The 22471-nt window shown below is 70.6% G+C and carries 25 protein-coding genes; 16 read left to right on the top strand and 9 right to left on the bottom strand.

What is annotated here, in order from left to right; translation table 11 throughout:
- Positions 1 to 12: 12 nt before the first annotated feature.
- Both ACFHW1_RS02915 and ACFHW1_RS02910 read left to right on the top strand, forming a co-directional pair.
- The gene (locus ACFHW1_RS02915) at positions 13 to 258 is read left to right on the top strand and encodes a hypothetical protein (RefSeq protein WP_416552167.1); all 246 of its coding nucleotides are present in this window, start codon (positions 13 to 15) and stop codon (positions 256 to 258) included.
- A 15-nt stretch (positions 259 to 273) separates the two neighbouring features.
- Positions 274 to 1026, top strand: a complete 753-nt coding sequence (locus ACFHW1_RS02910; RefSeq protein ID WP_416552168.1) for a M50 family metallopeptidase — start codon at positions 274 to 276, stop codon at positions 1024 to 1026.
- A 25-nt stretch (positions 1027 to 1051) separates the two neighbouring features.
- Here ACFHW1_RS02910 and ACFHW1_RS02905 read toward each other — a convergent pair whose 3' ends face one another.
- Positions 1052 to 2644: an acyl-CoA carboxylase subunit beta gene (locus ACFHW1_RS02905; protein ID WP_416552365.1), complete on the bottom strand. Its 1593-nt coding sequence runs from the start codon at positions 2642 to 2644 to the stop codon at positions 1052 to 1054.
- Between the two features lie 154 nt (positions 2645 to 2798).
- Here ACFHW1_RS02905 and ACFHW1_RS02900 point away from each other — a divergent pair, with 154 nt between their 5' ends.
- Positions 2799 to 3347, top strand: coding sequence for a hypothetical protein (locus ACFHW1_RS02900; protein ID WP_416552169.1), 549 nt, complete (start codon positions 2799 to 2801; stop codon positions 3345 to 3347).
- Between the two features lie 104 nt (positions 3348 to 3451).
- On the opposite strand, the gene ACFHW1_RS02895 is transcribed toward ACFHW1_RS02900, so the two are convergent.
- Positions 3452 to 4507 (bottom strand): hypothetical protein, encoded by a 1056-nt coding sequence (locus tag ACFHW1_RS02895; protein WP_416552170.1) that lies wholly within the window; start codon positions 4505 to 4507, stop codon positions 3452 to 3454.
- 579 nt (positions 4508 to 5086) lie between these two features.
- Here ACFHW1_RS02895 and ACFHW1_RS02890 point away from each other — a divergent pair.
- A complete protein-coding gene (locus tag ACFHW1_RS02890) occupies positions 5087 to 5989 on the top strand; it encodes a biotin--[acetyl-CoA-carboxylase] ligase (protein WP_416552171.1) in 903 nt (300 codons plus the stop codon).
- A gap of 95 nt (positions 5990 to 6084) precedes the next feature.
- A complete protein-coding gene (locus ACFHW1_RS02885; RefSeq protein ID WP_282233953.1) occupies positions 6085 to 6681 on the top strand; it encodes a PH domain-containing protein in 597 nt (198 codons plus the stop codon).
- A 55-nt stretch (positions 6682 to 6736) separates the two neighbouring features.
- Here ACFHW1_RS02885 and ACFHW1_RS02880 read toward each other — a convergent pair whose 3' ends face one another.
- The 3 genes from ACFHW1_RS02880 to ACFHW1_RS02870 all read right to left on the bottom strand — a co-directional run bounded on the left by ACFHW1_RS02880 (position 6737) and on the right by ACFHW1_RS02870 (position 8537).
- On the bottom strand, positions 6737 to 7234 hold the full coding sequence (locus ACFHW1_RS02880; protein WP_278167091.1) for a MaoC/PaaZ C-terminal domain-containing protein: 498 nt from the start codon (positions 7232 to 7234) through the stop codon (positions 6737 to 6739).
- A 9-nt stretch (positions 7235 to 7243) separates the two neighbouring features.
- Positions 7244 to 7933, bottom strand: a complete 690-nt coding sequence (locus ACFHW1_RS02875) for a GtrA family protein (protein ID WP_416552172.1) — start codon at positions 7931 to 7933, stop codon at positions 7244 to 7246.
- A 67-nt stretch (positions 7934 to 8000) separates the two neighbouring features.
- Positions 8001 to 8537: a GtrA family protein gene (locus tag ACFHW1_RS02870; RefSeq protein ID WP_416552173.1), complete on the bottom strand. Its 537-nt coding sequence runs from the start codon at positions 8535 to 8537 to the stop codon at positions 8001 to 8003.
- Between the two features lie 351 nt (positions 8538 to 8888).
- Between ACFHW1_RS02870 and ACFHW1_RS02865 the strand changes: the two genes are divergently transcribed.
- From ACFHW1_RS02865 to ACFHW1_RS02850, 4 genes are read left to right on the top strand one after another with little or no spacing between them, the layout of a single operon-like run.
- On the top strand, positions 8889 to 10736 hold the full coding sequence (locus tag ACFHW1_RS02865) for a phosphoenolpyruvate carboxykinase (GTP) (protein ID WP_416552174.1): 1848 nt from the start codon (positions 8889 to 8891) through the stop codon (positions 10734 to 10736).
- 20 nt (positions 10737 to 10756) lie between these two features.
- Positions 10757 to 11128 carry a hypothetical protein gene (locus ACFHW1_RS02860; protein WP_416552175.1) on the top strand — a complete coding sequence of 124 codons (372 nt, stop codon included), beginning with the start codon at positions 10757 to 10759 and terminating at the stop codon, positions 11126 to 11128.
- A gap of 22 nt (positions 11129 to 11150) precedes the next feature.
- Positions 11151 to 12323: a geranylgeranyl reductase family protein gene (locus ACFHW1_RS02855; RefSeq protein WP_416552176.1), complete on the top strand. Its 1173-nt coding sequence runs from the start codon at positions 11151 to 11153 to the stop codon at positions 12321 to 12323.
- Positions 12324 to 12333: 10 nt separating this feature from the next.
- A complete protein-coding gene (locus ACFHW1_RS02850; RefSeq protein ID WP_416552177.1) occupies positions 12334 to 13104 on the top strand; it encodes an isoprenyl transferase in 771 nt (256 codons plus the stop codon).
- 35 nt (positions 13105 to 13139) lie between these two features.
- On the opposite strand, the gene otsB is transcribed toward ACFHW1_RS02850, so the two are convergent.
- The 3 genes from otsB to ACFHW1_RS02835 all read right to left on the bottom strand — a co-directional run bounded on the left by otsB (position 13140) and on the right by ACFHW1_RS02835 (position 15058).
- On the bottom strand, positions 13140 to 13964 hold the full coding sequence (gene otsB / locus ACFHW1_RS02845; protein WP_416552178.1) for a trehalose-phosphatase: 825 nt from the start codon (positions 13962 to 13964) through the stop codon (positions 13140 to 13142).
- A gap of 104 nt (positions 13965 to 14068) precedes the next feature.
- On the bottom strand, positions 14069 to 14443 hold the full coding sequence (locus ACFHW1_RS02840; RefSeq protein ID WP_278167102.1) for a hypothetical protein: 375 nt from the start codon (positions 14441 to 14443) through the stop codon (positions 14069 to 14071).
- A 174-nt stretch (positions 14444 to 14617) separates the two neighbouring features.
- The gene (locus tag ACFHW1_RS02835) at positions 14618 to 15058 is read right to left on the bottom strand and encodes an XRE family transcriptional regulator (protein ID WP_416614741.1); all 441 of its coding nucleotides are present in this window, start codon (positions 15056 to 15058) and stop codon (positions 14618 to 14620) included.
- Positions 15059 to 15322: 264 nt separating this feature from the next.
- On the opposite strand from ACFHW1_RS02835, the gene ACFHW1_RS02830 reads away from it, so the two are divergent.
- The 5 genes from ACFHW1_RS02830 to ACFHW1_RS02810 all read left to right on the top strand — a co-directional run bounded on the left by ACFHW1_RS02830 (position 15323) and on the right by ACFHW1_RS02810 (position 19844).
- The gene (locus ACFHW1_RS02830) at positions 15323 to 15667 is read left to right on the top strand and encodes a hypothetical protein (RefSeq protein ID WP_416552179.1); all 345 of its coding nucleotides are present in this window, start codon (positions 15323 to 15325) and stop codon (positions 15665 to 15667) included.
- A 22-nt stretch (positions 15668 to 15689) separates the two neighbouring features.
- Complete coding sequence (locus ACFHW1_RS02825; RefSeq protein ID WP_416552180.1) at positions 15690 to 16103, top strand: hypothetical protein; 414 nt, start codon at positions 15690 to 15692, stop codon at positions 16101 to 16103.
- 444 nt (positions 16104 to 16547) lie between these two features.
- Positions 16548 to 17990 carry a PhoH family protein gene (locus tag ACFHW1_RS02820; protein ID WP_416552181.1) on the top strand — a complete coding sequence of 481 codons (1443 nt, stop codon included), beginning with the start codon at positions 16548 to 16550 and terminating at the stop codon, positions 17988 to 17990.
- A gap of 380 nt (positions 17991 to 18370) precedes the next feature.
- Complete coding sequence (locus ACFHW1_RS02815; protein ID WP_281553339.1) at positions 18371 to 19051, top strand: lytic transglycosylase domain-containing protein; 681 nt, start codon at positions 18371 to 18373, stop codon at positions 19049 to 19051.
- A 154-nt stretch (positions 19052 to 19205) separates the two neighbouring features.
- A complete protein-coding gene (locus tag ACFHW1_RS02810) occupies positions 19206 to 19844 on the top strand; it encodes a rhomboid family intramembrane serine protease (RefSeq protein WP_370461577.1) in 639 nt (212 codons plus the stop codon).
- Positions 19845 to 19856: 12 nt separating this feature from the next.
- Here the strand turns inward: ACFHW1_RS02810 and glpX are convergent, their stop codons facing one another.
- On the bottom strand, positions 19857 to 20891 hold the full coding sequence (gene glpX / locus ACFHW1_RS02805; protein WP_416614739.1) for a class II fructose-bisphosphatase: 1035 nt from the start codon (positions 20889 to 20891) through the stop codon (positions 19857 to 19859).
- Positions 20892 to 21048: 157 nt separating this feature from the next.
- Between glpX and ACFHW1_RS02800 the strand changes: the two genes are divergently transcribed.
- Together ACFHW1_RS02800 and ACFHW1_RS02795 are read left to right on the top strand one after the other, a co-directional pair.
- Positions 21049 to 21603 (top strand): DUF4245 domain-containing protein, encoded by a 555-nt coding sequence (locus tag ACFHW1_RS02800; RefSeq protein ID WP_416614738.1) that lies wholly within the window; start codon positions 21049 to 21051, stop codon positions 21601 to 21603.
- An 83-nt stretch (positions 21604 to 21686) separates the two neighbouring features.
- On the top strand, positions 21687 to 22382 hold the full coding sequence (locus ACFHW1_RS02795) for a GntR family transcriptional regulator (protein ID WP_416568509.1): 696 nt from the start codon (positions 21687 to 21689) through the stop codon (positions 22380 to 22382).
- Positions 22383 to 22471: the final 89 nt, after the last annotated feature.

The following is a 22471-nucleotide window of genomic DNA, read 5'->3' as shown; positions in this document are numbered from 1 at the left end:
GAGGGGTGCGACATGGTCAACCGTCGACGGATCGCCAAGCCGAGCGTTGCACTGTGGATGCTGGTGGCCCTGGCCGACGTGGCCCTGCTGGTCGCCAGCGTCGGTCTGATACCCGTACTGCTGGTGCTGTCCGGCGGCACAGCCGTGACGATCGCCGCTGTGGCCGCGTACCGCGTGACCGTCAGTGAGCGAGCCAGCGCCGAAGCTAGGGTCCTGCCTGCCGGCGGACGGTGGTCTGGTGGGCGCAACGAGCGGTGAGTAGGCTCGCTGGCTGTGTCGATCACCGGGCTGACAGAAATCTGGGACCGCCTCTTCGGGGCCCAGACCGACCCGCCGCCACTGCTCGTGCTCATCACCGCCGCCGTCGCGCTGGCCGCGGTGCTCACCCGGCTGCCCTGGCGGATCGGCCGCAACGCGATCACCATCGCCCACGAAGGCGGGCACGCGTTGATCGCCCTGCTCACCGGCCGCAAGCTCAAGGGGATCCGGCTGCACTCGGACACCTCCGGGCTGACCCTGTCCGCTGGCCGGCCGACCGGGCTGGGCATGATCCTCACCCTGCTGGCGGGCTACGTCGCGCCGTCGTTGGTCGGGCTGGCCGGTGCCCTGCTGCTCGGCGGCAACCGGATCACCCTGCTGCTCTGGATCGCCGTGGCGCTGCTGCTCGCCATGTTGGTGATGATCCGCAACCTCTTCGGGATCGTGTCCATCCTGGTCACCGGCGGTGTGGTCTTCGTCGTCTCGTGGTTCGCCGGCCCGGACGTGCAAGCCGCGTTCGCGTACACCGGGGTGTGGTTCCTGCTGATCGGCGGGGTGCGGCCGGTCGGTGAGCTGCAGCGGCTGCGTGCCCAGGGCCGCTCGCCGGAATCGGACGCCGACCAGCTCGCCTGGCTGACCCGGGTGCCCGGCCTGGTCTGGGTGGGATTCTTCGGCCTGATCAACCTCGCGGCGCTGTTCATCGGAGCACTGCTGCTCGCCAGCCCGTGGCTGGCCGACCTGGACCTGCCGACGCCACCGGGCGGGTGACCCGTACCGCTGCGACGGGTACCGGTCAGAGCGGGATGTTGCCGTGCTTCTTCGGCGGCAGGGTCTCCCGCTTGCCACGCAGCATCCGCAGTCCGCGCGCCACCTGCACCCGGGTCTGCGACGGTGCGATGACCGAGTCGACGTAGCCGCGCTCGGCGGCGACGTACGGGTTGGCCAGCCGCTCCTCGTACTCGGCGATCCGCTGCGCCCGCACCGCCGCCGGGTCGTCGGCGGCGGCCAACTCGGCGCGGTAGAGGATGTTCACCGCGCCCTGCGCGCCCATCACCGCGATCTGCGCGGTCGGCCAGGCGAAGTTCAGGTCCGCGCCGAGATGCTTCGACCCCATCACGTCGTACGCGCCGCCGTACGCCTTGCGGGTGATGACGGTGACCTTGGGGACGGTCGCCTCGGCGTACGCGTAGATCAGCTTCGCGCCGCGCCGGATGATGCCGTCCCACTCCTGGTCCGTGCCGGGCAGGAAACCGGGCACGTCGACGAAGGTGAGCACTGGGATGTTGAACGCGTCGCAGGTGCGGACGAACCGGGCGGCCTTCTCCGAGGCCTTGATGTCCAGGCAGCCGGCGAAGTGCATCGGCTGGTTGGCGACCACCCCGACCGGTTGGCCCTCGATGCGGCCGAAGCCGACCACGATGTTCTGCGCGTACAGCGGCTGGACCTCCAGGAACTCGCCGTCGTCCAGGACGTGTTCGACCACCCGGTGCATGTCGTACGGGTGGTTGGCCGAGTCGGGGACGATGGTGTCCAGCTCATGGTCAATCTCGGTGACGGCCGGCTCCGACTCGGTCGGCAACGTCGGCGGTTCGTCCAGGTTGTTGCTCGGCAGGTACGCCAGCAGCGCCTTGACGTAGTCGACGGCGTCTTCTTCGTCGGTTGCCAGGTAGTGGGCGTTTCCGCTGGTGGCGTTGTGGGTGCGGGCGCCACCGAGTTCCTCCATGCCGACGTCCTCGCCGGTGACCGTCTTGATCACGTCCGGGCCGGTGATGAACATGTGCGACGTCTGGTCAACCATGATGGTGAAGTCGGTGACCGCCGGGGAGTACACCGCGCCGCCCGCGCACGGCCCCATCACCAGAGAGATCTGCGGGATGACGCCGGAGGCGCGGACGTTGCGGAAGAAGATGTCGCCGTACAGCCCGAGGCTGACCACGCCCTCCTGAATGCGCGCGCCGCCGGAGTCGTTGATCCCGATCACCGGGCAGCCGATCTTCATCGCCAGGTCCATCACCTTGACGATCTTTTCGCCGAAGACCTCGCCGAGCGAGCCGCCGAAGACGGTGAAGTCCTGCGCGAAGACGCACACCTGCCGGCCGTCGACGGTGCCGTAGCCGGTCACCACCCCGTCGCCGTACGGGCGGGTGCGCTCCAACCCGAAGTTGGTCGACCGGTGCCGGGCCAGCTCGTCCAGCTCGACGAAGGAACCCTCGTCGAGCAGCATCGCGATCCGTTCCCGGGCGGTCTTCTTACCCCGGGCATGCTGTTTCTCGACCGCGCGGGCCGAGCCGGCATGCACCGCCTCGTCGACCCGGCGTTCCAGGTCCGCCAGCTTGCCGGCGGTGCTGTGGAGGTCGGTCTCGGTCCCGGACTGCTCACTCGTCACGCCCACACCGCGGATGCTATCGACGTCGCGACCGCCGGTCAGGGGCCGACGGTGTGCGGTTTCCCTCAGCACGCCGTCGTCGCCCCGGCCCCGGCCCGGCCCGATCGACCCCGGGACGACGTTTCCTGCCTGTTGTCCGATTCGTTACCACCACGTGACAGTGTTGGGAGTCGCGCTGATCGCGTCCGGTCTGACGGTGCTGCTGGTGATGCGGCGGACGCTCTGGCCGGCGCGGGCGGCCACCGTCGGCAGCCGCAGGGCCGGAAGTCTGGACGCCGCGCCGCATCGGCGCCGGCGCGGGCGGGGGCGACGTCGGGCCACCCGCACCGGGCTGTTCCGTCGCCGGGCGACGCCCAGTGGACGTCACACGGTCGGCGTGACCGTGCCGCGTCAACGTCGGGGCGGTCGACCCGCCGTCATGCTGCCAGAGCCGTCGGTGGCCGCCGTGCCGCCCGTCGTTGTGCCGCCGGCTGCTGCTGCTGACGAGGATTTTGACTGGTTCGACCGGCCTACGGACGCGTACGCACAACCCGTACGAGCGTCGGACCGGGCCGTCCCTCCTTCGGACCCGGCCGTTCCCGTGTCGGATCCGGCCGTCCTCGCGTCGGACCCGCCGGTAGCAGTGCCGGTGGTCGGTACGACCGTCACCGGGCATCCGTTCCGCGGCGTGGCACCGGTGCCGCAGTGGCGCGACCACTGGTAGCGCGACGGAGCGACACCGGCCCAACCTGAAAGACTGCTCCGCTGCGGAGGGAGGCGGCGGAGCAGCCACGATTCCGGACCCGCGTTTCAGCGAGAGGGCCTGGGTCAGGGTTGCGGCGGCCCGGATGGCTGGGTGGTGGTGAGGAAGGCGGCGGGCACGCCCGAGTCGATGAGACGACCGCGCATCCGGTCGAGCGGATCAGGTGTCCAGTCTGGATAGGCGGACAGGAACAACAACCGCTGGGCGGCGCGGCGATCGGTTCGGGCTTCGGCGATCGAGTCCTTGACCATGTTCGCCGCCACCTCGAAGTCGTCGTCGATGCGAACGCCGCCAGTCGGGATGCCGACTGCGGCGAGTCGGGCCGGCTGCGGCCGGGCGGCGAACACGACGGTGACGATGACGAGCAGCCCGCCGACGGCGCTGGAGGCGGGAAGAAGCCACGGCGGTGCCGCTGTCCAGTACGGGACGGGCGACAGCGCGTGGTGCACACTGGGGAGCGGGCCGCCGGTATGAGCGTGCGGACGTATCGCGTGCGCGAGGCTGACATACAGGGCGACGACGGGTGCCGCGAGGACGAGGACGGTGGTGGCGGACAGCGCAGCCACGGTGATCCGGTGCGCGGGGTGTGTCGAGTGGATCCGCCGCGCTACCGCCGCCGCGAGCAGCCATCCGGCGGACAGCCCGAGCGCCACGCCTGCGACCAGCAGGATGCGCAGCACTGGTGAGCCTGCGGCCCAGGCGTCCACCCCGACCGTGGTCTTGCCGCCGACGGACATGCCGGCGATCGCGACGACCAGTCCGTGATGCTCGGCGGTGAACCGGTCGTAACGGGAGGGGATGTAGTCGCTGGTCCAGGCAGCGGGGTCCGCCACGCCTGCCTGGTCGTGTACGACCTCGATCTCTGAGACCGACCAGCCGGCGGCGGCGTAGCGCTGCCGGGCCTGCGACGCGTCCCACCTGCCGTCCAAAGTCCCCGCAGTGAATACCCGGTCCGCTGTTCGTGCCGAGGTCTGCCGCAGCACGACAGAAGGAGCCTCGACGCCGCTGGCACGTCTGGTCAGGTCGACCATCGCGGTGTCGCTGGGAAGATCGGTCAGGGTGGCTGCCCCGAGCATGGATCCGGTCGCCGCGCCGAACGCCCCGAGCACCGCCGTGACCACGACCGCTGCCGCTACCGTGACGGGACGACGGTCAGGAAGCGAAAGCCACCGACGGAGGCGCCCGCCGCGTGGAGCCGAGCTGGTTCCGGCGATCGCCGAGGTGCTCACCCAGCCACTCCTGCCATCGACAGCAGTAGGTCAAGCGGGCGGCTCTCCATGCCCCATAGGGTACGGGTGCCTTCAAGCTGCGTCCATCGGATCGCAAGCAGTGGCCCGCTGTCGTACCCGCGACGGGGACCTGTCGAGCACGGGACGACCATCTTCTGCCGCTTGTTGCGCCTCTCCATCCGATCCATCCGGTCGACGAAGGGGCATGACAGTCGAGCAGGTACCAAGTGACTCTGGTGACCATCGAGACCTAAAACGTTTCAGAGTCACGCCCCGTGCTGAAAAGGTAACGATCAATGATCGGTGACGCAAGAATCGACCGTCACAAATTAGGGAGATCCCGTTGGTCTCCGCCACGACCCCAGGCGGCGGCTGGACTCCTTGTATCAGCGGCGCGATGCTCCTTCCCGGAGCATGCCTGGTTCTGTGGCAGACGCGGTGCGCTGCCAGGTGCCGCCGTAGGGTGGGCGGATGGCCGGCTCACCGTACACCGATCTGGACCGTCCGCCGTTGGACGAGCGTGGGCTGCGTCGCGCGCTGGTCGTCCCCGACGGCCTGTGGACCGACGTGCAGGTCCGGGCGCAGACCGGCTCCACCAACGCGGACGTGCTCGCCGCCGCGCGAGCCGGTGCCGCCGAGGGGCTGGTGATCACGGCGGAGCAGCAGTACGCCGGGCGCGGGCGGCTCGGCCGCGGCTGGACCTCGCCGCCGCGGGCCGGCCTCGCCGTCAGCGTGCTGCTGCAGCCGGCGGCGGCTCGGCCGGCCCGGTCGTGGCCGGCGGTGCCGGGGTCCCGGTACGGCTGGTTGCCGCTGCTGGCCGGCGTCGCGCTGGCGGAGGCGATCACCCGGCTGGCCGAGTTGCCAGCCACGCTGAAGTGGCCCAACGATCTGTTGATCGACGAGGCGAAGTGCGCCGGGATCCTTGCCGAGGCGGCCCCGGACGGGGTGGCCGGCCCGGCCGTGGTGCTGGGCATCGGGCTCAACGTGACGTTGCGCGCTGACGAGCTACCGCCGCCCGGCAGCGGTCTGCGGGCCACTTCGTTGCAGCTGGCCGGAGCGGCGGCGACGGACCGGGACCCGTTGCTGCGGGCGGTGCTGCGCGGGGTGGCCGGCTGGTACGGGCGGTGGCGGGCCGCCGGCGGCGATCCGGTCGAGTCCGGTCTGCGGGCGGCGTACCTGCGGCACTGCGTGACGGTGGGCCGGCAGGTGCGGGTCTCGTTGCCGTCCGGAGCGGCGCACACCGGGCTGGTCGACACGGTCGACGAGGGCGGTCGCCTGGTGGTCCGTACGGCCGGCGGCGATCTGCCGGTCGCAGCCGGGGACGTGACGCATGTGCGGTCCGGCGACGCGCCGGGAAACGGTACGCCCGGTTGACCGTACGGGTGGCGGTCAACCGCTACGGTCACCCCGGCGGCCGGTGTACGGACCGCCGGCCGGGTCCCCTGCCCGGCCCGGGCTAGGAGGTTGCCGTGGCATTTCCCGAAGACATGCTCACCGCGGACGAGCATGTCGTGTTGCACCTGCACCCGCACTGGAAGGCGCTGGTCCGGCCGGTGGCGGTGACGGTGCTGGCGGTCGCCGCCGTGGTGGCCGGGTTCCTGCTGCTGCCGGAGAGCACCGCAGCCACCGTCGTGTGGTACGTGATTCTCGCGCTTGCGCTGGTCGCGGTGCTCTGGTTCGCCGTCCGGCCGTTCGCGGTCTGGCGCAGTACGCACTACGTGTTCACCAACGAGCGGGTGGTGCTGCAGCACGGGGTGTTCTCCCGGGAGCGCCGGGACATCCCGTTGAACCGGGTCAACGACCACTCCATGACGCAGCGGTTCAGCGAGCGGCTGCTCGGCTGCGGGACGTTGACCATCGAGTCGGCCGGTGAACGCGGGCAGACCGTGCTGCCCGACCTGCCGGGGGTCAGTCAGGTGCAGACGCAGCTCTACGAGCTGGTCGAGGCGCACCACGATCTGCACAGCCTGGGCGACGGCGAGCTGCGGGAAATTCTCGACGAGGCACGCACCGGGCCGGACCAGGCAGCCCCGACGCGACCGGACAACGCCTCGCCCGGCCGCTGACCGGGCGACGGCTGGCCAGCACTACCGAGCCGGCCTGGCCCGCTGGCCAGCCGGGTCAGGTCGTCGGCCCGGCGCCGCGTAGCGCGAACCAGCCACGGAACCGGGTGCGCAGCACCTCGCGCTCCGGCCGGTCGTAGGTGTCGAGCCGGGTCAACGACCCCAGCAGGGTGACCGTGCCCAGGCCGGGCCGGGCGTCGGACAGCTTCCTGGTGAGCACGTCCAGCCTCCCGGCGAGCCGGTCACCGGCGTACACCGGAGCCAGCCAGCGCAGCTCCTCCAGGCCGGGGGAGGTGTCGGCGGCGGCCCGGGACAGCACCGCGTCCACGTACGCCCGCATGAACAGGCTGACGGTGAAGAATCCGCTGGCGATCACGGTGCCGTACGGGCTGGCCTGGGCGAGGTCCGGCTCGACATGGTACCACTGCGGGTCGAAGCGTTCGGCGAAGCTGACCATTTCGACGCCGTCCACGGTGGTGATGCCGAGGTCGAAGGAACCGCCCGGGGCGAGGTCCTCGAAGAACAGGTCGGCGTCAGCACCGGTGCCGGAGCGCACGGTCGTCGGTCAACGCCTGGCCGGGCGGGTCGCCGCGGCGATCTTCGCGTCCAGTTCGGCGGTGATCTTCGCGTCGATCTCGGCGGCGAGTTCGGCGTCGAGCGGGTCGGCCAGGGGTGCCGGGCTGTCCGGGGCCTGCATCGACTGGCCGGCCGGCGGTTGTCCGTTCCGTTGAATCTGCTGCGGGACCCGGTCGCCCGCCGCCGGTTCGGTTTCGGCCACGGTCTCGGTGGTCGGGCCGGTCTCGGTGGTCGGGTGGGCGGCGGGTGCCGGGCGGAAGACGAACGTGCGGTACGCCCAGAAGCGGAAGATGGTGCCGAGCACCAGTCCGATGATCTTGACGATGTTCAGGGCCAGCAGCCCGCTGATGCCGAAGCCGTACTTGGCCAGCCCCAGCACCCCGACCTCGATCGCCAGGCCGGTGAGGTTGAACAGGAAGAAGAGCACGTACTCCCGCCGGATGGCCGACTTCGGCCGGTCCCGGTAGGTCCAGTGGCGGTTCATGAAGTACGAGCTGGTGGTCGCCACCAGCGCGGCGACGACAGTCGCCTTCAACTGACCGTCGGCGAGCACGGTCAGTGCCAGAGCGTTGAACACCGCGAAGTTGACCGCGGTGTTGATGCCACCGACGGTGCCGAACTTCAGCGCCTCGCGGATGAACCTCTGCCAGCGCTCGGGCAGAAGGCGAAGTATTCGCATTAGATCACCATACGGCAGGTCGACGGGCCGTTCGGGTTGACTGGCGGGTAGGCGGCACCGGGTGGGGCTAGTCACGGTCGCTGGCGGCGGCCGCCACCACGGCGGGTGCCGCGACGGTGAACACGAACCTGCGGTAGGCCCAGAACCGGAACAGGGTGCCGACCGCCACGCCGACGATGTTGGCCGCGATGTTGTCGGCGAGCAGTGTCCGGAACACCCCCGGCCAGATGCTGCCCAGCCCGTAGTGACTGATCCCCAGGCAGGCCAGGCCGATGCCCAGTCCCACGGCGTTGAAGAAGAAGTAGAGGCCGTACTCGCGGGCCAGCCCGGACCTGACCGAGTGCCGCCAGGTCCAGAAGCGGTTGCCCACGAAGGCCACCGAGGCAGCGATCACCGTCGACAGCGTCTTCGCGCTGAGCGGGCCCATCCCGAGCACGCCTGAAGCGATGTTGAACAGGGTGATGTCGACGATGAAGGCGATCCCGCCGACCACTCCGAACTTGCCGATCTCGCGGACCAGCAGACCGAACCGGTCCCGGAGCCGGCGAATCAACCCCGGACTGGAGGCGGGCGCGGTCGGCTCGCCGGCGGCGTGGACGGGCACGTGGTCGAGCGTAGCGGGTTCCCGCCCGCCGAGGTGTCGGCACCGCCCGAGTTTCCGGCCGCGCCACGTGTTCGCCACTCGAGACGCGAACACGATTAGTAACTGAGGTTGGGGTTGGTCGAGTGCCGGAAGATCTTGCGTACAACTGCGCGTGAGAGCGAGAAACAGCTCGTCAGATTGCATGGGGCGACAACTTGTGCACTTCTTCACAAGCTCCTCGGCTGCCCTGAACGATCAATCGGTTTACCCTGAGTCCAACTCCCGGACTTGTATCCCGGCGGGTGGGCTCGACCATCCGCCGGTGCCGTGCACTCCAGGAACGAGGTCAGCGCCGACCACGAGGAGATCGCCATGACTGCAACGGCCACCGCGTCCGTACCGTCGAACGTCCCCGGCCCCGCCCCGACCAGCCACGCCCGCCTGCTCGACTGGGTCCGGCAGATCGCCAACCTCACCACACCGGACCGGGTCGTCTGGGCCGACGGTTCGCTCGCCGAATGGCACCGGCTCACCGACGAACTCGTCGACTCCGGCACCCTGGTCCGGCTGGACGCCGAACGCCGTCCCAACTCGTTCTGGGCCCGCACCGACCCGACCGACGTGGCCCGGGTCGAGGAACGTACCTTCATCTGCTCCCCGGAGGAAGCCGACGCCGGCCCGACCAACAACTGGGTGGATCCCGCCGAGATGAAGCGGGTGATGACCGAGCTGTACCGGGGGTGCATGCGTGGCCGGACCATGTACGTGGTCCCGTTCTGCATGGGCCCGTTGGACGCCCCGGAGCCGATGTTCGGGGTGGAGATCACCGACAGCGCGTACGTCGTCGCCTCGATGCGGATCATGACCCGGATGGGCGCCGAGGTGCTCGCCGCGATGGGCGACGACGCCGCGTTCGTGCCGGCCCTGCACTCGGTCGGCGCACCGCTGGAGCCGGGGCAGGCAGACGTGCCGTGGCCGGCCAACGAGACCAAGTACATCTCGCACTTCCCGCAGACCCGGGAAATCTGGTCGTACGGATCCGGCTACGGCGGCAACTCGCTGCTCGGCAAGAAGTGCTACGCGCTGCGGATCGCCAGCGTGATGGCCCGCGACGAGGGCTGGCTGGCCGAGCACATGCTGATCCTCAAGCTGACCGCGCCGGACGGGCGGGTCCGCTACGTCGCCGGCGCGTTCCCGTCCGCCTGCGGCAAGACCAATTTGGCCATGCTGGAGCCGACCATCCCCGGTTGGAAGGTCGAGACCATCGGCGACGACATCGCCTGGATGCGGTTCGGCGACGACGGCCGGCTGTACGCGGTCAACCCCGAGTACGGGCTCTTCGGCGTCGCTCCCGGCACCGACTGGCGGACCAACGCCAACGCGATGCGGACCCTAGACCGGGGCAACTCCATCTTCACCAACGTCGCGCTGACCGACGACCGCGACGTGTGGTGGGAGGGGATGGGCGAGCCACCGGCGCACCTGACCGACTGGCGGGGCGAGGACTGGAACCCCGACCGGGGCACCGACGCCGCCCACCCGAACAGCCGGTTCTGCACCCCGATCACCCAGTGCCCGATCCTGGCCGACGAGTACCACGACCCGCGCGGCGTACCGATCGACGCGATCCTGTTCGGCGGCCGACGCCGTACCACGGTGCCGCTGGTCACCGAGGCACGCGACTGGGTGCACGGCGTCTACCTGGGCGCCACCCTCTCCTCGGAGACGACCGCTGCGGCGGCCGGCAAGGTCGGGGTGGTCCGGCGGGATCCGATGGCGATGCTGCCGTTCATCGGCTACCACGCCGGGGACTACTTCCGGCACTGGATCGAGATGGGCAAGGGCACTGACGGCGACGCCGCCAAGCTGCCCCGGATCTTCTACGTCAACTGGTTCCGCCGCGACGACGACGGCCGGTTCCTCTGGCCCGGCTTCGGGGAGAACTCCCGGGTGCTCAAATGGATCGTCGAGCGGCTGGACGGCACCGGCACGGCGGTGGAGACCCCGATCGGCAACGTACCGACCGTCGACGCGCTCGACCTGTCCGGCCTGGACGTCGACCCGGCCGACGTGGCCGCCGCGCTCGCCGTCGACCCGGCGCAGTGGCGCGCGGAGCTGCCGCAGATCACCGAATGGTTCGAGCGGTTCGGCGACAAACTGCCCGGGGTGCTCTGGGCGGAGCTGGACGCGCTGCGGGCCCGGTTGGACGCCGCCGACTGACCGTTGGATAGCCTGCGCCGGTGGCGGCAGTCGATCCCGGTGCGGGCCGCGCCGGACCGGTCCGTCCGGCCGTGCCCCGCCTGCCGACGTCGGTGTGGCGGTCCGCTCCGGCGTACCGCCGCTGCCCCGGGGTGGTCGGGTTCGCCCTGCTCGCCGGGCTCTGCCTGGCCGTGGTGTGGCTGCTGTACCGGTCCCCGACGGTCGGTGCGCCGCTGACCCGACACCCGGCCCGGCTGGTCCGCGACGGCGCGCCGCTGGTGGTGGCGGTGGCGCTGGTCTTCTACGGTGTGTGGCGGGCCGGTCGCGTCGAGTGCGGCCGGGAGGCGGGCAGTGCTGAGCCCGGCCCGGGGGACCGTCGGTGCCGAGCGTGGCCGGACGGCGGCCGGCACTGAACCGGCCTGACGGGAGGTCCAGGTGGACGGTACGTCGGTCGTCGACGTCGCGGTGGTCGGTGCCGGGCCGGCCGGTGCCGCCGCCGCGATCGCCGCCCGCCGGGCCGGTGCCCGGGTCCTGCTGCTGGACCGGGCCGACTTTCCCCGCGACAAGCCGTGCGGCGACGGCATTGCACCGCACGCCCTCGACGTGCTGGCCGGGCTGGACGTGCCCGACCCGGTCGACGGGTTCACCCCGGTCGGCCGGCTCCGGCTGGTCGCCCCGCACGGCGGGCAGGTCGCCGCCGAGCTGGTCCGTCCGGCGTACACGGTGCCCCGGGCCGTCTTCGACGCCCGGCTGGTCGCCGCCGCGGTCGCCGTCGGCGCGCGGCTGCGGCGGCACACCGTACGGCGGGTCACGGTCCGCGACGACCTGGTGCTGCTCGACGGCGAGATCGCGGCGCGGGCGGTGGTCGGCGCGGACGGCGCGGGATCGGTGGTACGCCGGGCGTTGGGCCACGGCGCCAACCCGGACGGACATCTGGCCCTGGCGATTCGCGGCTACGCGTCGGTCGGGGCCGTCACCAGACCCGGCGAACAGCGGATCGTCACCACAGCGGCCGGTTGGCCGGCGTACGCCTGGGCTTTCCCGATCGGTGACGGGCGGGCGAACATCGGGTACGGGGAGGTGCTGGGCGGCCGACCGTTGACCCGGGCCCGACTACTGGACCGGCTGTGCGCGCTGCTGCCCGGCACCGACCTGACGCAGGTCACCGATCTGCGGGCGCATCATCTACCGCTGTCCACCCGGCGGCCGCCGGTGGGTGCGGGTCGGCTGGTGCTGGCTGGCGACGCGCTGTCGCTGATCAACCCGTTCACCGGCGAGGGCATCTTCTACGCGGTGCTGTCCGGTGCGCTGGCCGGTGCGGCGGCGGCCGGTACGCCGACGCTCGCCGCCCGCCGCTACCGGCAGGCGCTGCGCCGACGCCTCGGCGGGCACCTGCGGCACAGCGCCGTCGGCGCCTGGCTGGCCCGGCGGCCGACGACGGTGGACGCCGCCGTCGCGGCGGCGGCGCGGGACCGGCGCGTCTTCGACACCATCGTCGAACTCGGTCTCGGCGACGGCCGGCTGGACGCGGTCACGGTGCGCCGGCTCGCCGCACAACTGACGATCCGCCGGGCGGCCGATACCGCGCGGCGGCGCACCGGTCGCTAGTCTGCTTGTGATGACTCTGCGGGAGCTGCTCTACTCGGTCTATGAGCGACGGCTCATGGCGAGACTGGCGGGCAAGCCGGTGCCCGGCCACGTGGGCGTGATGTGCGACGGTAACCGCCGGTGGGCCCGGGAGATGGGGTTCGTGGATCCCAACGACGGGCACCGGGTCGGCGCAGCAAAGATCAAACATCTGTTGAACTGGTGTGACCAGGCCGGTATCGGTCACGTCACGCTGTACCTGCTGGCCACCGACAACCTGCGTCGGCCGGCCCGCGAGCTGGATCCGCTGCTGAGCATCATCGAGGATCTGGTCACCGAGCTGGCCGAGGAGGGCAACCCCTGGCGGCTGCGCATCGTTGGTGCGCTGGACCTGCTGCCGGGTTCCACCGCTACCGCGTTGAAGGCTGCGCAGGAGCGTACCCAGACCCGGTCCGAGGGCGCGCAGGTGAACATCGCGGTGGGCTACGGTGGTCGCCGGGAGATCGCCGACGCGGTCCGCTCGCTGCTGCAGGAGCACGCCAAGTCCGGCGGCACCCTGGAGGAGCTGGCCGAGGTGCTCGACGTCGACCACATCGCCGAGCACCTCTACACCCGCGGTCAGCCGGACCCGGACCTGGTCATCCGGACCAGCGGCGAGCAGCGGCTCTCCGGCTTCCTGCTGTGGCAGTCGGCGCACTCGGAGTTCTACTTCTGCGACGTCAACTGGCCCGACTTCCGTCGGGTGGACTTCCTGCGGGCGTTGCGGTCGTACGCGAACCGGCAACGCCGGTACGGCGCCTGACGGCCGCCCCCCGGGGCCGTCCCTACCGGGTGGCGTCAGTCCAGGGCGTGCACGGCGGAGGTCAGGAAGTCGCCGAGCGCTTCCGGCGAGTCGATGGTGAGGTCGGCGGCCGCTGACACATCGTGCCCGGTCTCGGCGTTGGCCACCGCCACGCAGACGCCGAAGAAGTCAGGGTTGGCGCTGGCGTGTGCCCGGAGCGCGGCGAACGCCTTGATGTCGGAGACGTCGTCACCGAAGTACCAGGCGCAGCCGGCGGTGCCGACCGCGTCGCCGATGACCATGCCTTTGTCCCGGTCGACCGGCGGCTTGATCTCGATGACCATCCGCCCGCTCTGCACCCGCAGGCCGAGCTGTTCGGCCTGGGCCTGCCCCCACGATTCGACGGTCCCGGCGAGCTCGGGCGCGGTCCGGTAGTGCAGCGCGACGGACAGCCGTTTGTACTCGACCAGTGCGCCGGCGGGTAGCTCGGCGCGGGCCCGGTCGGCCAGCTCTTGCATCGCCGGGACCCAGGGCAGTGCGGCCGGCTCGGTGACCGTCGGTCCGGATCCGTGGCTGTGCTCCAGCCCGTACAGCCCGTACAGGTCGACCTCGCTGATCGTGGCGAACTGGGCCCGGAGGAAGTCGACCGGTCGGGCCGACACGATCGCTATCCGCTGCACCACCCCGGCGAGTGACTCGATCGCCGCCAGCACCTTGGGTGCGGGCTGCACCGACGTGGGATCGTCACCGACCGGAGCGAGGGTGCCGTCGAAGTCGAAGAACAGCACGCACCGGTCGGCGCGATCGATGGTTGCTCGCCATGCCTGCTCCGCGGTCAGCGGACGGGCCAAGCGCTGGTTTCCTACCTCGAACGGCCGCACGGGCGTCAGCGTACCTGCTGCCGCCGCAGGTGCCAGACCTCCCGGCGGATGAACGTTCGGGGACGTCGGCGCTGGCGACTACGGTCCGCGAACCACCCGGCGGGTCAGTCGTCACCGCCGCTCATCAGCCGCCGACCGTGCATCCGCGGTGGAAATTGCACGACTGCCGCGTCGTGTTGCTGTCCCTGCCGGAGTAAATAGCCCTCGACGAAGCCGGAGTTGCGGTCTGCGACGTGTGAGTCGACTTCATTGAGCCGGGCGACGAGAAATTCGGTGAGCGCGGTCAGCCGTCCCTGCTGTCGGTCGTTGAGGTGCGCGATGACCGCCACCAGCGTGGCGACGGACGCGCAGGCGATGACGAACAGGTTCACCACCGCTGGCACCTCGCCGCTACTCAGGACGGCGACCACGATATTCGTGGTGCCGTAAAGCGTGATCGCGACGGCCGCGATCACGACTGCCGACCATTTGAGGGTCATCGGGTATCGACCCTCCCTCCTGTCCCGCAGGGCTGTGTCCGGGCTGTGTCCGGCCTTGTCCCGTCCCCCGTGGATGACGAGCCCAAGCAGTACGGAGAGGAACGCTATCGTGACTCAGCGTGCAAGTGGGGCAGAATCGGGCCGCTTGATCGGCTTTCTTTCGCCATCTGAGAACTACCCTGCCCGCTTGGGTCCTTTGCGAGGTTCGCCGGGCAGTGGGGGTCGATAGGCGAGATAGCGGATCGTCTCCCTGATGTGAAATTTCTCCGCATCTGAAACGTTTGGGTCGACCAGCCGGCGGAGCAGTGCCTCCACGTCCGGGTCCATCGGTGGCGCCGAGGGTGCGGGTCGGGCGCTGGTGGCGCGGTCCCAGCCGAGTACGCCGAACGCGATCGTCGGGCTGATCCCCAGTCCCTCGCAGAACGAGACCACCCGCTCGGCCTCCGGATCACTGGACCACTCGCCGCGTACCCACCGGTTGATGGTCTGGCGGGACACGCCGGTGCGCCGGGAGACCTCCGAGCCGGTCCAGGCGCGGGTCGCGCGCGCGTCGGCGAGCGCCTTGCGTACGAAGGCGGCGAAGGCGATCTTCCGCGCGGCGGAGCTGTCCGGCACCGGCCGACGGTACGGCGAATCGCCGCTTTTCCTGGGGGCAGGGAGCCTTCTGTACTGCGTTTGTGACAGAGCTTTGTGAATCTCTGTCGGGAAATCTTCCCTTGTCACGAGGGGTGCCACGGGTGCAGTCTAAGGACCAAGTGGGGTGGTGCTAATCACCCGAAAAGACGATGCTGTCACTTGCGCGTGACGCTTTACTCTACGTCACGTGCTTGAGACGCTTACTGAGTGGAGTTGTCGCTTACGCGTGACGGAGACGATGCGGTGACCGAACTCGCGACCCGGGCCCAGGCCTTCGGCCTGGTCGCGGACGCCGTCGCCAGCGGCTTGACCGCGCCGTGGCGGCTGTACCTGGCCCGGGGGTGTCGTCACCTGTCGCTCAACGTGGGGGACCGGTCCGAGTGGAACGCGTGGCGGGCACACCTCGGCTGTCCGGAGTTGAGTGTGCGGGTCTACGACGCCGGAGGGGAGATCCGGCGGGCCTCGGTGGCCGAGGTGGTGCTGGGCGGTTGCCGGATCAGCGTCGAACTGGTCGAAGAGGTGAGGACCGACGACATCGATCGGCTGCTCACCGACGGCCCGACGTCGTTCGAGTCGGAGGAGACATGATCCCAGAGATCGGGGCGACCGGATGAGCCCGTTCTTCGCGGTCTTCCTGGTGTTGCTGCTGGCCTCGGCCAGTTACGCCGCCGGCCGGCTGCACGGCCAGCTCAGCTACCGGATCGGCTACCGGTTCGGCTACCGGCAGGGGTACTTCGACGGTGACCGCGGGGCGTGGACCCGGCGGCGCCGGGAGACCGGGGCTGCGATCGCGTCGGTGCTGCCGGAACCAGCCCGTCCGGAGACCCGTCCAGTGGCCGCCGGAGTCGACCTGGCGGTCCGTCCGGGCACCACCTACACCGGCGCGGCCTTCGTCGGCGGGCCTGGCCCCGGTCAGCCTGACCTTGGTGGGCCTGGCCCCGGTGTGCCTGACCTTGGTCGGCCTGACCTCGGTGGGACCGGTGGCCGGCACTCGACGGAACTGCTGGCCGGCCGACATCCCTGACCGGCCGCAGCCGCGGCCGCGGCCATCCGGCCGCAGCGATGAGCTTTCCCGAGTGCGGTGTCGTGTTGAGGCGGACGCGACACCGCCTGGGAACCCCGGCGTCACCGCGCCGGAGTTCCTCCCGGCCGGGATGCGTGCAGGGGGTGCGCATCCCGGCCGGCCGCCTGCTCGGTTCGGATGTGTCCGTCGCGTGACCGGTGTGTCGGACCTGGGTACGGGTCGCCATTCGCCCCGCTCACCTCCGGTGTGGGCCGAAGATCGGCTCAGACGCCTAGCCGAGGTCGGGATCCGGCGGCTAGCGTCTAGTCATGGTCCGGGGTCGTCTCGGGCCAGCCGGACGGTCCGGACCTGCAGTCGCACGGGTTCCGCATCCGACCCGTGCCTTCGGGCCCCGGTGGAGCCGGATCGCGGGCGGATCGGGTGCACGCCCGACGGAGCAGGCCTGTGACGAGTCGACGTACCACCCCCGGGGCCGATCAGAGCCCGACCGCCGCCGCTGTCCCGTCCAGCCGTAGCCGGACCCGCCGAGCCCCGGACGCCGCCGCGTCCGAGTCGGCCGACCGGTCCGCCGGCCAAGTCCAACCGGAGCCGCCAGTCACCATCCGCGCGTACGTCCTGGACACCTCGGTCCTGCTGTCCGACCCGGGGGCGTTCCACCGGTTCGCCGAGCACGAGGTGGTGATCCCGCTGGTGGTGATCTCCGAGCTGGAAGGCAAGCGGCACCATCCGGAGCTTGGCTGGTTCGCCCGGCGGTCGCTGCGCATGCTGGACGAACTCCGGGTCCGCCACGGCCGGTTGGACCAGCCGGTGCCAGCCAACGAGTCGGGCGGCACATTGCGGGTCGAGCTCAACCACGCCGACACCGACGTACTGCCGCCGGGGTTCCGCAACGAGTCCAACGACACCCGGATCCTGTCGGTCGCGCTCAGCATGGGCGCGGAGGGCCGGGACGTGGTGCTGGTCAGCAAGGACATGCCGCTGCGGGTCAAGGCCGCCTCGGTCGGTCTGGTCGCCGACGAGTACCGGCACGGCCAGGCCAGCGACCCGACCTGGACCGGAATGGCCGAGCTGGAGTCCACCGACGAGCAGGTCAAGCAGTTGTACGCGGGCGAGGCCGTCGACCTCGACAGCGCCGCCGGACTGCCCTGTCACACCGGTCTGGTGCTGCACGGCACCGGGGGCGCCGCACTCGGCCGGGTGCTGGCCGACAAGACGGTACGGCTGGTACGCGGCGACCGGGAGGCGTTCGGGCTGCGTGGTCGCTCCGCCGAGCAGCGGATCGCGTTGGACCTGCTGCTCGACGAGTCGATCGGGATCGTCTCGCTGGGCGGTCGGGCCGGCACCGGCAAGTCGGCGCTGGCGCTGTGCGCCGGGCTGGAAGCGGTGATGGAACGGCGCCGGCACAAGAAGGTCGTCGTCTTCCGTCCGCTGTACGCCGTCGGCGGTCAGGAACTCGGTTACCTGCCCGGGTCCGAGTCGGAGAAGATGTCGCCGTGGGCCCAGGCGGTCTTCGACACCCTCGGCGCGGTGGTGCACGAGAACGTGATGGAGGAGGTGCTCGCCCGCGGCATGCTGGAAGTGCTGCCGCTGACCCACATCCGGGGTCGTAGCCTGCACGACGCCTTCGTGATCGTGGACGAGGCCCAGTCGTTGGAACGCAACGTTTTGCTCACCGTGCTGTCCCGGATCGGACAGGGCTCCCGGGTGGTGCTCACCCACGACGTCGCGCAGCGGGACAACCTGCGGGTGGGCCGGCACGACGGGGTGACCGCGGTCATCGAGGCGCTGAAGGGGCATCCGCTGTTCGCCCATGTCACGCTGACCCGTTCGGAGCGTTCTCCCATCGCCGAAATGGTTACTGATCTGTTGGAGGACATCCCACGCTGACCTCGCTCGGTGTGGGACTATGTCCTAATTCAGGGTGAAAATTGGCATGACCAGTATCACATTCAAAGTCCCGCGTTTCCCAACGGCCTCACTGTGAGCGATGGTGGTCGACGAGCGCGCGCACCGGCGACGACCGATATCCGGGTCGTCGGTGGTGGTGCGTCAGCCGACCACCATCGCGGCCGGTCGACGCGCGACCCACCCGGTCGGGCGCTCACGGCGTGCCCGAACCAGCCGCACCGCCGCACCGCACGTGACGGTCGCGCCGCACCTGGCAGCGGCCGCAGCGAGCCGCCGTTCAGCCGGCCGGCCACGCGGTCGCGGGCGGTGTCGACCGGCCCGGCCCGCCGTGCCCTTGCCCCCGACGAAGGGACCACTTCGTGAGTCGGCTGTGGAGCCGGTTCGGTGTCCGGGCACTCGCCGTCGGCCTGCTCGTGACAGGCGTCGCCGGCGGGTTCTACCTGGAGAGCGACCGGGAGACCCAGCAACGCATCAGCGACGCCCGCCTGGCCGCCGAGGCCGAGCAGGTCGAGCTTGAACTGCTGCGCCAGCGCCGGGCTGAACACCAGCGGATGACGGTGCAACGCCGTACCGCCGAACGGGAAGCCACGGAGAAGGCCCTCGCCACGGCCAAGGCCGAGGCGGCCAAGGCCAAGCGGGCGGAGCAGGTGACCCAGCAGAAGCAGCAGGAGGCGGCGGCCCGGCCGCCGGCGGCGACAGTGCCCTTCACCGGCGAGATTCCGGAGTCCTGCGACGAGTTCAGCGGCAACCGGGCGATCGGCTGCGCCCTCACCCTGGAGAAGGGGTGGGGTCTCGACCAGTTCGCCTGCCTGAACAAGCTGTGGAACAAGGAGAGCGGCTGGAACCACAAGGCCTACAACGCGGCCTCCGGTGCCACCGGCATTCCCCAGGCACTTCCGGGCAGCAAAATGGCCTCGGCCGGTGCCGACTGGCAGACCAACCCGGCAACCCAGATCAAGTGGGGCCTCGGGTACATCAGCGGCCGTTACGGCACCCCGTGCGGCGCGTGGCAGCAGTCACAGAACGTCGGCTGGTACTGATTCGGCCCGGACTGTCGGCAGCACCTGTCGCACTCGTCACCGGCGGCGGTACGGACCTGATCGTCCGTACCGCCGCCGGTGTTTCATGCGGCTTTCGCCAGCTGTCGGCTGGCGTCGGTTGCGCGGACCTGATAGCTACTAGGAGATGGCGTACATGGGGACCTCCGGTGGTGACCCGAACCGGTTCGGCACCGAGGCCTTCTACGCCTCGCTGGGCCGGGCATTCGTCGCAATGTGCGCGGTCGTCCCGGTGCTGTTCGTCATCGAGGCGTTCGACGTCTGGTTGAGCGCCGGCTTCGATCTGGCCGCCGGCATCATCCCCCGGCGCATCGACGGGCTGGACGGGGTGTTCTTCGCCCCGTTCCTGCACCACGGCTTCGATCACCTCTACAGCAACAGCGTCCCGTTGATCCTGCTGGGCACCTTCGTCCTGGCCGCCGGGGTCCGCCGGTTCCTCTACTCCACCCTGGTGATCATCCTGGTCAGCGGGCTCGGCGTGTGGTTCACCGGCGCGCCGAACACCGTCGTGGTCGGCGCCAGCGGTGTCGTCTTCGGCTACCTCGGTCTGGTGCTGATGCGCGGCATCGTCGAGCGCACCTGGTGGAACCTCGGCGTTGTCCTGCTGGTCGGCCTGCTCTACGGCTGGCAGCTGGTCGGCATCCTGCCGACCGACGCGTTGATCTCCTGGCAGGGCCATCTCTTCGGGTTCGTCGGCGGGGTGCTCGCCGCGATCCTGTTCCGCCGCCGGCGCGACTACGACCCGTACGATCCGGATCCGCTCACCATGCCCTGACCGGGCCCCGGGTCAGAGGTCGAGTTCGGCGATCGGCTGGCCGTCGAAGTCGACCGCCGAGTAGAGCGCCAGCTTCTCCAACCGGTGATGCGAGTCGATCACCCGGATCGTGCCGCTCTTGGAGCGCATCACGATCGACTGGGTGTACGCCCCACCCGAGCGGTACCGCACCCCGTGCAGCAGGTCACCCGAGGTGACCCCGGTGGCGACGAAGAAGCAGTTGTCGCCGGTGACCAGGTCGTCGGTGCGCAGCACCCGGCCCAGGTCATGCCCGGCGGCGACGGCCTTGTCCCGCTCCGCGTCGTCGCGTGGCCAGAGTTTCGCCTGCATCGCGCCGCCCATGCACTTCAGCGCGCAGGCGGCGATGATCCCCTCCGGGGTGCCGCCGATGCCCATCAGCACGTCGACGTCGGACTCCTCGCGGGCCGCCGAGATCGCGCTGGCGATGTCACCGTCGGACAGGAACCGGATCCGGGCACCGGCGTCGCGGATCTCCTGCACCAGCTCGGTGTGACGGGGCCGGTCGAGGATGCTCACCGTCACGTCGGAGACGCTCGACTTCTTGACCCGGGCAATCCGCTGCAGGTTCTCCCGCACCCCGGCCTCGATGTCGATGACATCGGCGCAGTCCGGGCCGACCGCCAGCTTCTCCATGTAGAAGACCGCGCTGGGGTCGAACATGGCGCCCCGCTCCGCCACCGCCAGCACCGCGAGGGCGTTCGGCATGCCCTTGCTCATCAGGGTGGTGCCGTCGATGGGGTCGACCGCGACGTCGACCTCCGGCCCGGAGCCGTCACCGACCCGTTCTCCGTTGAACAGCATCGGGGCGTTGTCCTTCTCGCCCTCGCCGATCACGACGACGCCACGCATCTGGATCGAGTTGATCAGTCTGCGCATCGCGTCGACCGCGGCGCCGTCGCCGCCTTCCTTGTCTCCCCGACCCACCCACCGGCCGGCGGCCATCGCCGCGGCTTCGGTCACCCGGACCAGGTCCAGGGCCAGGTTACGGTCGAGATTCTGCGGGCTGCGGGTGCCGGTTCCAGTCATCGGTGCTCCTCCTCGCGACGGTGCGGGGCGCATCCCGGAGCACAGCGTCGCCGGCTCCGGTCCTGAGAGAATCCTGGCACGTCACGACGGTGCCAGGTAGTCGCGGGGTGGGCGGTCCGCGCGTCAGTCCGCGCCGGCCGACTGGGAGGATGGGCGGATGGAGACGACCGGGCCGGCGAGGCCGGCGCGCGACCGGGCCGAACGCACCCCGAGGGACATCACCCAGTCGCTGCTCGTCCTGCTGGTACCGATCCTGCTGGTGTTCGGGTTCTACCGGGTCTTCCTCGGCGCCGACGACCCGGTGGCGGTGGATCCCGGGCCGGCGTACGAGCAGGCCGGTGCGGCGGGCGAGTTCCCCGTGCGCGCGCCGGACGGTCTCGGACCGGACTGGGTCACGGTGAGTGCGGTCTTCCGGCCGGTGTCGGCGGCGGACGGTCCGACGCTGCGGCTGGGCTACGTCACCCCGGCCGGCGCCGCCGTCCAGGTGGTGCAGAGTTCACGGCCGGCACCGGAGCTGCTGGTGGCAGAGCTGACCGCGACCGCGCAGCCGCAGGGTGGTGTGGCGATCGGGGCGACGACCTGGCAGCGGTACGCGGCCCGGCCCGGCGAACGCGCACTGGTGTGGTTGGCGCCGCAGTACAGTGTGCTGGTGGTCGGCACGGCCGACTCCGAGGAGTTGCGGCTGATGGCCGAGGCGCTCACCCCTCGCTGATCCGTCGGCGGGTCCGGCCCGTCCAGGGCGGTTGCCCGGGCCGGAAATCCGGTTACCGGGCTGCGGATGGCAGACTCGACGGGGTGAGCGACGTGGCCGCATCGTCGGTGGATGGTGAGCTGGAGAGCCTGAGCCTGGTGGAGTTGGCGGTGCGGCGGCTGCGTCGCGAGATCCTCAGCGGCAAGACCGACCCGGGGGAACGACTCGTCGAGGAGCATCTGACCCGCCGGCTGGGCATCAGCCGGGCACCGCTGCGTGAGGCGCTACGGCTCCTCGCCGAGCAGGGCCTGGTGGAGCACGTGCCCCGGCGTGGCGTGCGGGTGGCGACCTTGTCCGACCGCGACGTTCAGGAGCTGTACGTTGTGCGCGACCTCCTGGAGCGGCACGCGGTGGAGTCGGTGCTGCCGGTGCGCCGGGATACCGCCCTCGGTGGCCTGCGGGCTGCGGTCGACCAGATGCGGCTGGCAACCACGGTCGGTGACCGGCTGCGAGTCGCCGAGGCGCATCGGCGGTTCCACGTCGAGCTGGTCGCCCTGGCCGGTAACCGGCAGCTCACCGGGGTTTACGAGTCGGTGCTGTTGAAGCTCCAGCTGTACATGGCGATCAACCTACGGCGGGAGGCGGAGGTGGCGCAGCCGGTCGACGGGGTGCACCGGCACGAGCGGCTGCTGGCCGCGATTGAAGCCGGGAATCCGGCCGAGGTGCACCGGGAGTTGGCCGAGCACGGTGCCCGTACCTACCGGCGCTCCGACGGCTCAAGCCGAACACCAGATACCTGATCCGGGGTCGGAAAGGTATCTGGTGTTCGGCTCGTTGGGGCGTGCAGTTGATCAGTGGCGGCGGTGGCTGTCCAGCCGCCGATCAGCCG

The organism is Micromonospora sp. LOL_014 (assembly GCF_048060245.1).
In the GTDB taxonomy this organism is placed as follows: domain Bacteria; phylum Actinomycetota; class Actinomycetes; order Mycobacteriales; family Micromonosporaceae; genus Micromonospora_E.
The sequence above is the reverse complement of the archived record's forward strand: the minus strand, read 5'-3'. Positions and strand labels throughout refer to the sequence as shown.

Excerpts from the sequence above, each read along its gene's own strand:
- ACFHW1_RS02915 (WP_416552167.1), top strand. The coding sequence starts at position 13 with ATGGTCAACCGTCGACGGATCGCCAAGCCGAGCGTTGCACTGTGGATG.
- ACFHW1_RS02890 (WP_416552171.1), top strand. The coding sequence starts at position 5,087 with ATGGCCGGCTCACCGTACACCGATCTGGACCGTCCGCCGTTGGACGAG.
- ACFHW1_RS02875 (WP_416552172.1), bottom strand. The coding sequence starts at position 7,933 with ATGCGAATACTTCGCCTTCTGCCCGAGCGCTGGCAGAGGTTCATCCGC.
- ACFHW1_RS02865 (WP_416552174.1), top strand. The coding sequence starts at position 8,889 with ATGACTGCAACGGCCACCGCGTCCGTACCGTCGAACGTCCCCGGCCCC.
- ACFHW1_RS02850 (WP_416552177.1), top strand. The coding sequence starts at position 12,334 with ATGACTCTGCGGGAGCTGCTCTACTCGGTCTATGAGCGACGGCTCATG.
- ACFHW1_RS02840 (WP_278167102.1), bottom strand. The coding sequence starts at position 14,443 with ATGACCCTCAAATGGTCGGCAGTCGTGATCGCGGCCGTCGCGATCACG.
- ACFHW1_RS02825 (WP_416552180.1), top strand. The coding sequence starts at position 15,690 with ATGAGCCCGTTCTTCGCGGTCTTCCTGGTGTTGCTGCTGGCCTCGGCC.
- ACFHW1_RS02810 (WP_370461577.1), top strand. The coding sequence starts at position 19,206 with ATGGGGACCTCCGGTGGTGACCCGAACCGGTTCGGCACCGAGGCCTTC.
- glpX (WP_416614739.1), bottom strand. The coding sequence starts at position 20,891 with ATGACTGGAACCGGCACCCGCAGCCCGCAGAATCTCGACCGTAACCTG.
- ACFHW1_RS02800 (WP_416614738.1), top strand. The coding sequence starts at position 21,049 with ATGGAGACGACCGGGCCGGCGAGGCCGGCGCGCGACCGGGCCGAACGC.